The organism is Gemmobacter sp. (assembly GCF_046292685.1).
In the GTDB taxonomy this organism is placed as follows: domain Bacteria; phylum Pseudomonadota; class Alphaproteobacteria; order Rhodobacterales; family Rhodobacteraceae; genus Wagnerdoeblera.
On sequence record NZ_JBKBQM010000081.1, the window covers coordinates 1 to 7,973 of the forward strand.

9 protein-coding genes are annotated in these 7,973 nt (G+C 72.1%); 3 read left to right on the top strand and 6 right to left on the bottom strand.

Annotated features, from left to right (window positions below):
- Positions 1 to 117: 117 nt before the first annotated feature.
- Together ACK4S2_RS15135 and ACK4S2_RS15140 are read right to left on the bottom strand one after the other, a co-directional pair.
- The gene (locus ACK4S2_RS15135; protein WP_409626228.1) at positions 118 to 1,164 is read right to left on the bottom strand and encodes a P1 family peptidase; all 1,047 of its coding nucleotides are present in this window, start codon (positions 1,162 to 1,164) and stop codon (positions 118 to 120) included.
- On the bottom strand, positions 1,161 to 1,763 hold the full coding sequence (locus ACK4S2_RS15140; RefSeq protein WP_409626231.1) for a GNAT family N-acetyltransferase: 603 nt from the start codon (positions 1,761 to 1,763) through the stop codon (positions 1,161 to 1,163). The genes ACK4S2_RS15135 and ACK4S2_RS15140 overlap by 4 nt, the downstream gene beginning before the upstream one ends.
- A gap of 105 nt (positions 1,764 to 1,868) precedes the next feature.
- Here ACK4S2_RS15140 and ACK4S2_RS15145 point away from each other — a divergent pair, with 105 nt between their 5' ends.
- Together ACK4S2_RS15145 and ACK4S2_RS15150 are read left to right on the top strand one after the other, a co-directional pair.
- Entirely contained in the window at positions 1,869 to 2,600 is a 732-nt protein-coding gene (locus ACK4S2_RS15145; RefSeq protein WP_409626234.1) for an AzlC family ABC transporter permease, read from the top strand.
- On the top strand, positions 2,597 to 2,926 hold the full coding sequence (locus ACK4S2_RS15150) for an AzlD domain-containing protein (RefSeq protein WP_409626237.1): 330 nt from the start codon (positions 2,597 to 2,599) through the stop codon (positions 2,924 to 2,926). Before ACK4S2_RS15145 ends, ACK4S2_RS15150 begins: the two co-directional genes overlap by 4 nt.
- A gap of 4 nt (positions 2,927 to 2,930) precedes the next feature.
- Here ACK4S2_RS15150 and ACK4S2_RS15155 read toward each other — a convergent pair whose 3' ends face one another.
- From ACK4S2_RS15155 to ACK4S2_RS15170, 4 genes are all read right to left on the bottom strand, one after another.
- Complete coding sequence (locus tag ACK4S2_RS15155; RefSeq protein WP_409626240.1) at positions 2,931 to 3,560, bottom strand: hypothetical protein; 630 nt, start codon at positions 3,558 to 3,560, stop codon at positions 2,931 to 2,933.
- A 7-nt stretch (positions 3,561 to 3,567) separates the two neighbouring features.
- Entirely contained in the window at positions 3,568 to 3,702 is a 135-nt protein-coding gene (locus tag ACK4S2_RS15160; protein ID WP_409626243.1) for an aa3-type cytochrome c oxidase subunit IV, read from the bottom strand.
- 61 nt (positions 3,703 to 3,763) lie between these two features.
- Entirely contained in the window at positions 3,764 to 4,819 is a 1,056-nt protein-coding gene (locus ACK4S2_RS15165) for an MBL fold metallo-hydrolase (RefSeq protein ID WP_409626245.1), read from the bottom strand.
- The gene (locus tag ACK4S2_RS15170; protein ID WP_409626248.1) at positions 4,819 to 6,531 is read right to left on the bottom strand and encodes an acyl-CoA dehydrogenase; all 1,713 of its coding nucleotides are present in this window, start codon (positions 6,529 to 6,531) and stop codon (positions 4,819 to 4,821) included. Before ACK4S2_RS15170 ends, ACK4S2_RS15165 begins: the two co-directional genes overlap by 1 nt.
- Before the next feature lie 112 nt (positions 6,532 to 6,643).
- On the opposite strand from ACK4S2_RS15170, the gene ACK4S2_RS15175 reads away from it, so the two are divergent.
- The gene (locus tag ACK4S2_RS15175) at positions 6,644 to 7,597 is read left to right on the top strand and encodes an L-threonylcarbamoyladenylate synthase (RefSeq protein ID WP_409626251.1); all 954 of its coding nucleotides are present in this window, start codon (positions 6,644 to 6,646) and stop codon (positions 7,595 to 7,597) included.
- The last annotated feature ends 376 nt before the right edge of the window (positions 7,598 to 7,973 follow it).

A 7,973-nucleotide genomic window follows, 5' to 3' on the forward strand; every position in this document is an offset into this window, starting at 1 on the left:
ATGACGACGAGGGGTGGCATCGGGCACCCATACCTCGCCTCGACCAGCACGACGCTCACCGCTGCCGCCCAAACAGAGGGAAAACTGTTCCGCCTCGTGGACTTCTTCAGCAGCCTGCTAGCGGCGCCGGTCCAGCCAGTCGCCCAGGCACGGGCGGGTGGCCCCGTCGCGGCCGGCAACCGTCGTCGCCGTCAGCATCGAATCCAGCACCGCCTCGGCCGTCGCTTCGGCGGCGGCGCGGAACATCAGGTCGATGCGGGCATCGTTCAGCACCCGGCGGTCGGCGAAATCGCCGCGCGCCTCATGCGCCACCCGGTTCGCGGTGCTGAAGGCCAGCGCGATATCGCCGCTGCCGTGGCCCCAGAACGCCCCCAGCCGCGCCAGCCCCGCCCCCGCCCGCCGCGCCACCCGCGCCAACTGGCGCAGACCCAGCGGCACATCCGTGCCCAGCACCACGATGACCGAGCCCCGTTCGGGCGCATCGCCGCCCCCGCGCGGGTCGGGCCGCAGCCCCCCCGGCAGCACCAGATCGCCGGCGCGACCGAAATTGCTCAGCACCAGCGCGCCCAGATGGAACCCCTGCCCGTCCAGCGTCAGCGCCCGGCTGGCGGTGCCGATGCCGCCCTTGAAGCCGAAACAGGTCATGCCCGTGCCGGCACCCACCGCGCCTTGCACCACCGCGCCGCCCGCGGCGGCGTCCAGCGCGGCCAGCGCATCGGCCTCGGTCACCGCCATCGCCTGGATGTCGTTCAGGGGGCCGTCGTTGCACTCCAGCACCACGGGATTGACGGTCGAGGTCCGCCGCCCGATCGCCGGGTTCTGCGCCACCGCACGGCGGATCAGCGCATTGGCGCAGGTGCCGACGCCGAAGGTGTTGGTCAGCAGCAGCGGGGTTTCCAGCGTGCCCAGCTCTTGCAGCTGCATCAGGCCCACGCTCTTGCCGAAGCCGTTGATGACCTCGGCCGCTGCCAGCACCTTGTCGCGGAACAGATCGCCCCCGTGCGGCAGCACCGCCGTCACCCCGGTGGCCAGCCCGCCGCCCAGGCGCGTGCAATGCCCCACCGCCACGCCGGGCACATCGGTGATCGCGTTCCACCGCCCCGGCGGCAGCACCCCGCAGTCGATCCCGCGCGCCCGCGCCCGCCGACCCCCGGCCCCGGTCACAACCGCCGCTCCATCACCGTGGACCCGGTCATGCCGAACAGCCGCGCGGTCAGCCACAACCGCTGGTGCCCCGCCGGGTCGAACCCCAACCGCTCGTAAAGCGCGCGCGCCCGGTCGTTCTGGTCGGCCACGTCCAGCCGCAGGCTGCGATAGCCGCGCGCCTGCGCCTCGGCCGCCAGCGCCGCAATCAGCGCCGAGCCAAGGCCGCGCCCGCGCCAGCCCTCGGCCACCGCCAACCCGTCGATCAGAAAGCGCACATTGTCCACGTCGCGGCCCAGCCAGTGCAGCACCGCCTTGCGCCACACCCCGCCCCAACGGCCATAGACCACCGCCAGATGCGGCCCGCCCAGCGCCAGAAAGCTGCCCGCCGGGCTGCGAAAGCCCGCCACCGCCACCACCTGCCCGCCGGGCGCCACCACGGCAAAGGCGTGATCGGGCCGCATCGCGCGCCCGATCAGCGCCAGCGCCCGCGCATCGGGGCCCAGCAAGCGCCCCAGCTTGTCGCGGAACGCCGCCCAGAACAGCGCCCCCGCCTCGGCCTGCGCTGCGGGGGGCAGGTCGGCCAGCAGGCGGATCTGGCAGCCGGGCGGCAATCGCATGGCGCGGGTTCCTTTCGCCGGGGCGGCATTGCCCTTGGCGGCAGGATTGCCTATTCCGGGGGCCAAGGTCCAGCCCGCCCGACACCTGCCGCAGAAAGCCCGCCCATGCCCGGCCCCGCCCCCTCTGCCCCGCACAAGGCGCTCTTGCGCGGCATGCTGGCCAGCGCGCCCTTTCTGGTCGTGGTGGTGCCCTTTGCGGTGCTGTTCGGCGTGGTCGCAACCGAAGCCGGGCTCGACCTCTTGCAGGTCATGGCGTTTTCGGTGGCGGTGTTCGCCGGCGCCTCGCAGTTCACCGCGCTGCAACTGATGCAGGACCAGGCGCCCACGGCGATCGTGCTGGCCACCTCGCTGGCGGTCAACCTGCGCATGGGCATGTATTCCGCAGCCCTGACCCCGCATCTGGGCGCGCTGCCGCTGGGGCGCAGGACGCTGGTGTCGTTCTTTCTGGTCGATCAGTCCTATGCGGCCTCGGCGGCCGAATACGAACGCCGCCCCGACCTGCCGCTGGCCGACAAGCTGGCCTTCTTTGCCGGCAGCGTGCTGCCCATTGCGCCCTTGTGGTATGCCGCGACCTGGAGCGGCGCGGTGCTGGGCACGCGGATTCCGCCCGAATACGCGCTGGATTTCGCGGTGCCCATCACCTTCATCGCCATGCTCGGGCCGATGCTGCGCACCCCGGCGCATTGGGCGGCGGCGCTGATGTCGGTGGTGGCGGCGCTGGCGCTGGCCTTTCTGCCTTACGGCAGCGGGCTGCTGGTGGCGGCGGTGCTGGCGATGCTGACAGGGGCGGCGGTGGAAATCGCGCTGGACCGGCGCCAGGGGCAGCACAGGGCATGACCTATTCCGACGCGCAGATCTGGGCGATCATCCTGGGCCTCGGGCTGGGCACCTTTGCCATCCGCTTTTCGTTCCTGGGGCTGATCGGCGGCCGCACCCTGCCGCCTTTCGCGCTGCGGCTTCTGCGCTATACGGCGGTGGCGGTCATCCCGGGGCTGGTGGCGCCGCTGGTGGTCTGGCCGGCGGCGACCGGCGGGCACCCCGATACCGCGCGGCTGGCGGCGGCGGCGGTTGCGCTGACGCTGGGGGTGACGTTCCGCAACGTGCTGCTGGCGATCTTTTCCGGCGCCGGCACGCTTTACGTCGTGCAGGCGCTGGCGGGCTAGCCGCTCAGCCGCCCGCCTGCATCGCCGCCACGATCACCGGCGACATGACCGGCGCGCGGTCGGGCGCCGACGGATCGGGCGAGCCGAACTCCACCGCCGTGCGCACCCCCGGGATGGTGGTGGCAAAGGCCTCCATCAGCCTGCGCGGATACATGGTCTGCGGCAGCGATTCGAACCCCGGCAACTGGCGCAGGATGCCCGAGGTGGCCGAGGCGCAGAACGCCGGTGGCACCGCCCCGTTCGCCTTGGCCAGCTGCAAGGCCCGCTCGGCCACCTGCGGGCTGACCTGCACGGTCTGGGTCACGGCGTGGAACTGCTGGAACGACTGGTAATCCAGGTAATGCGCCATGCGCACCGGGGTAAAGCCGAAGCGCACGTCGTTGCGTTCGGGCGAGCCCAGGCCATCCCAGTTGCCGGCCGGGTCGAACAGCACCCGCTCGGACGCATTGATGATGATCGCGCTGTGCGCGCCTTCGCCGTTGCGGTCGTTGATGCTGGTGACCAGTGTGATTTCCGCCGGTCCGGGGTGGACGTAGCGGGCGGCCTGCACCGCCTCGTCCGGGGCCCAGACGCTTTGTGCGGCACAGCCCGACAGGGCCAGCGCCACGGCCAATCCCAGCACGGCAGATTTCATTTGCCGATCAGGCGTTTGCAAGCGCGAGGAAGATCAGCACGGCAATGACGATGCCGACCACCCAGGTGGAAACGCGGACGAACCCTTCGAAGGTCTTCTCCTGCACCCGGATATCCATGCTGCCATGCTTGTGTTCGGCCATGCTTGCGGTTCCCTTTTCTGGCGTTTCCCGGCTTTTCGTCTAGCCTATCGCAACGGTGCTGTCACGACCCCTGTTGCGCCGGCAAGGCCTGCCACAGCCAGGCCCCGCCCGGGCCGCGGTAGCGCGTGACCTCGCCGGCCGCGTGCAGATGGTTCAGGTGCGCCACCGATTCGACCAGCGCCAGCCCGTAGGTGTCGCCGGTCAGCTCGCGCCCGAACAGCGGCACGAAACATTCCGCCGCCGTGCGCGGTTGCGCCAGATGCGCCTTCAGCCGCGCCAGCGCGCCGTGGTGGTTGTCCACCATCTGCCGCAGGCGCAAGGGCAGGCCGTGGAACGGCAGCTTGTGCCCCGGCAACACCAGTTGCGCCGGCGTGGCAAAGGGCGCCATCCGCGCGCAGGCCGCCATCCATTCGGCCAAGGGGTCGGCCTCGGGCTCGGTGGCATAGACGCCGATATTGGCCGAAATGCCGGGCAGCAACTGGTCGCCGCCGATCACCAGCTCGCCCGCGCTGTCCCACAGCGTCACATGCTCGGGCGCATGGCCATCGCCCATCCGCACCACCCAGTCGCGGCCCCCCGCGCGCAAGCGCTGCCCCTCGACCAGCCGGGTAAAGCCCAAGGGCATCGGCGCCACCACATCGGCGGCGTTGTAAGGCCGCTCGGCCGACCGGCGCGCGTAGATCTCGGGCGCCATGCCGGCCGCGCGCCAGAACGCCAGCTGTTCGGCTGTGGGCTTTTCCTGCACATCCAGCGCCAGCATGCGCGCATAAAGCCAGGCGGTGCGGCTGGTCAGCAGTTCGGCGCCCTGGTCCTGGAACCAGCCGGCCAGCCCGATGTGATCGGGGTGGTGGTGCGTCGCCAGCACCCGCCGCACCGGGCGAAAGGCCAGCGGCCCGGCCAGCAGCGCATCCCACAGCGCGCGCGTCTTGCGCGTGTCGAAGCCGGTGTCCACCAGCGTCCAGCCATCGCCGTCGTCCAGCGCGTAGACGTTCACATGATCCAGCGCCATCGGCAGCGGCAGCCGCATCCACAGCACGCCCTCGGCCACCTCGGTCGCAGCCCCCGGCGCGGGCGGCTCGGCATGCGGGAACCGGATCTGCGCGGCGCCGCTGTCCATCAGGCGGCCAGATCGTCGGGGGTCAGCGCATAGAGCCCGTCCGCCCCCTCGCGCGCCTCGGCCAGCAGCGCGCCCAGCCGCGGCAACACCCGGCGCACATGCACCCGCGCCAGCGCCGTGCGCGGCCCCGCCCCCCCTTCGGCCAGCGCCGCGCGCAAGTGGAAATGCCCCCCCAGCACCAGCGCGAACCCGTGCAGGAACGCCACCGCCCCCGCATAGCGATCCTTCAGCGGCAAGGCCACCACCGCCTCCACCGCCTCGCGCATCGCCTCGGCCGCGTCCCACACCGCCCCGGCCAGATCGGGCACCCGCAACCGCGCCGCCTCGGCGCCGTCCTGCACCTCCTGCAACAGCCGGAACGCCGCCTCGCCGTTGTCTGTCATCTTGCGGCCCACCAGGTCCATCGCCTGAATGCCGTTGGTGCCTTCGTAGATCGCCGTCACCCGCACGTCGCGCAGGTATTGCGCGGCCCCCGTCTCCTCGATGAAGCCCATGCCCCCGTGCACCTGAATGCCCATCGAGGCCACGGCGATGCCGGTTTCCGTGCCATAGGCCTTGGTGATCGGCGTCAGCAGCGCCGCCCGCGCCGCCCAGTCCTCGTCGCCGGTCGCCCGCGCCATGTCCAGCGCCACCGCATTGGCCAGCGCGATCGCCCGGGCGGCAAAGGTCTCGGCCTTCATCACCGCCAGCATCCGCCGCACGTCGGGATGATCGACGATGGTGCCGGTCTCGCCTGCCATCGGGCGGCCCTGCCGGCGGTCCAGCGCATAGGCCAGCGCATGCTGATAGGCGCCTTCGGCCACCCCGATGCCTTGCACGCCCACGCCCAGACGGGCGTTGTTCATCATGGTGAACATCGCCGCCATGCCGCGGTGCGGCCCGCCGATCAGCCAGCCGGTCGCGCCTTCGTATTGCATCACCGCGGTCGGGCTGCCATGCAGGCCCATCTTGTGCTCCAGGCTTACCACCTTCAGGCTGTTGGCGCGCCCCGGGTTACCGTTTTCGTCGGGAATGAACTTCGGCACCATGAACAGGCTGATGCCCCGCGTCCCCTCGCCCCCGTCGGGCAGCCGCGCCAGCACCAGATGGCAGACATTGCCGGCAAAGTCGTTGTCGCCCCAGCTGATATAGATCTTCTGGCCGGTGATGGCATAGGTGCCATCGCCGTTGTCCTCGGCGCGAGTGCGCAAGGCGCCCACATCGCTGCCGGCCTGCGGCTCGGTCAGGTTCATCGTGCCGCACCAGTCGCCGGCAATCAGCTTCGGCAGATAGATGTCCTTCATCCAGTCGGGGGCATGATGCTCCAGCGCCTCGATCTGGCCTTGCGTCATCAGCGGGTTCAGCTGCAAGGCCAGACAGGCCGCGCTCATCATGTCGTTGACGCAGGTGGTCAGCGTCATCGGCAAGCCCATGCCGCCCTGCGCCTGCGGCGCCGAAAGCGCCACCCAGCCGCCTTCGGCGATCCGGGCATAGGCTTCGGCATAGCCGGGGCTGGTGCGCACCACGCCGTTTTCCAGCCGCGCCGGGTGGGTGTCGCCCACCTTCTGCAAGGGCGCCATCACATCCTCGCACAACCGCGCCGCCCCGGTCAGGATCGCCTCGACCGTGTCGGGCGTCGCCTCGGCGAAACGCTCGGTGGCGGCAACCTGGGCAAAGCCCACGACATGCTCCAGCAGAAAGCGGAAATCGGCGACAGGGGCGCGAAACGGCATGGTTCCTCCGGGGTGGCTGGCGCCTTGCAGGCGCGGCCGCTCTGTGGCACGGGACTTTTGCGGCATTGTTACCGCCTCGCCGCGCCCCCGCAACCGCAACGCCGCGTCAAAGATGTTCGCCACCCTCACCCTGCCGCCCGACGCTGCGGGCATCGCCCGCGCCGCAACGCTGCTGCGCGCCGGGGGGCTCGTGGCCTTTCCCACCGAAACCGTCTACGGCCTCGGTGGCGACGCCACCTGCGATGCGGCGGTCGCCGGCATCTATGCCGCCAAGGGTCGCCCCGCGCACAACCCGCTGATCGTGCATGTGCCCGACCTTGCCGCCGCCGAACGGCTGGCGGTGTTCGATGCCCCGGCACGGGCGCTGGCGGCGGCGTTCTGGCCCGGCCCGCTGACGCTGGTGCTGCCCTTGCGCCCCGATGCCGGGCTGTCGCCGCGCATCACCGCCGGGCACGCCCGCGTGGCCTTGCGCGTGCCGGCCCACCCGCTGGCCCGCGCCTTGCTGCGCGCCTGCGCGCGCCCGCTTGCCGGTCCCTCGGCCAACCCCTCGGGCAAGGTCAGCCCCACCACCGCCGCCCATGTGCTGCACGGGCTCGCGGGCCGCATCGCGGCGGTGCTCGATGGCGGGCCCTGCCCGGTCGGGGTCGAATCCACCATCCTCGCCCCCGGCACCCCGACCGAGCTTCTGCGCCCCGGTGGTCTCCCGGCCGAAGCCATCGCCCGCGTGCTGGGTGCCGCGCCTTTGCGCCCGGCCGATGCCGCGCGCCCCGTGGCCCCCGGGCAACTTGCCTCGCACTACGCGCCCGAGGCCGCCTTGCGGCTCGATGTCACCGCGCCCGAACCCGGCGAACTCTGGATCGGCTTCGGCCCCTGCCCCGGCGCCGCGCTGTCGCTTTCCGAAACCGGCGATCTGGCCCAGGCCGCCGCGCGCCTGTTTGCCACCCTGCGCGAGGCCGACCGCCGCGCCGGCCCCGGCGGGCGCATCGCCGTGGCGCCCATACCCGCCACCGGCCTCGGCCTCGCCATCAACGACCGCCTCGCCCGCGCCGCCGCCCCGCGCCCCTGACCGCACCCCTCGCTGCGCCGCCGACCGCCCACCTGCACCGCCGACCGCCCACCTGCACCGCCGACCGCCCACCTGCACCGCAGCACGCCCCCCGTGCACGCCCCCCCGGCGCCGACCTCCGCCCCCCTCCGCCCCGCCAGCACGGGCCCCCACCGCCCCCTTCACCTTGCCCAAATATCCCGGGGGTGAATGGGCCGCAGGCCCAGAGGGGGCAGCGCCCCCTCCCGCTCGCCAAGGCCCCCGCGCCCGCCGCAGGCCACCCCAGACAGCAAACGGCCCACCGCCCCCTTCACCTTGCCCCAAATATCCCGGGGGTGAACGGGCCGCAGGCCCAGAGGGGGCAGCGCCCCCTCCCTTGCGTCGAACGCAGGGGCAA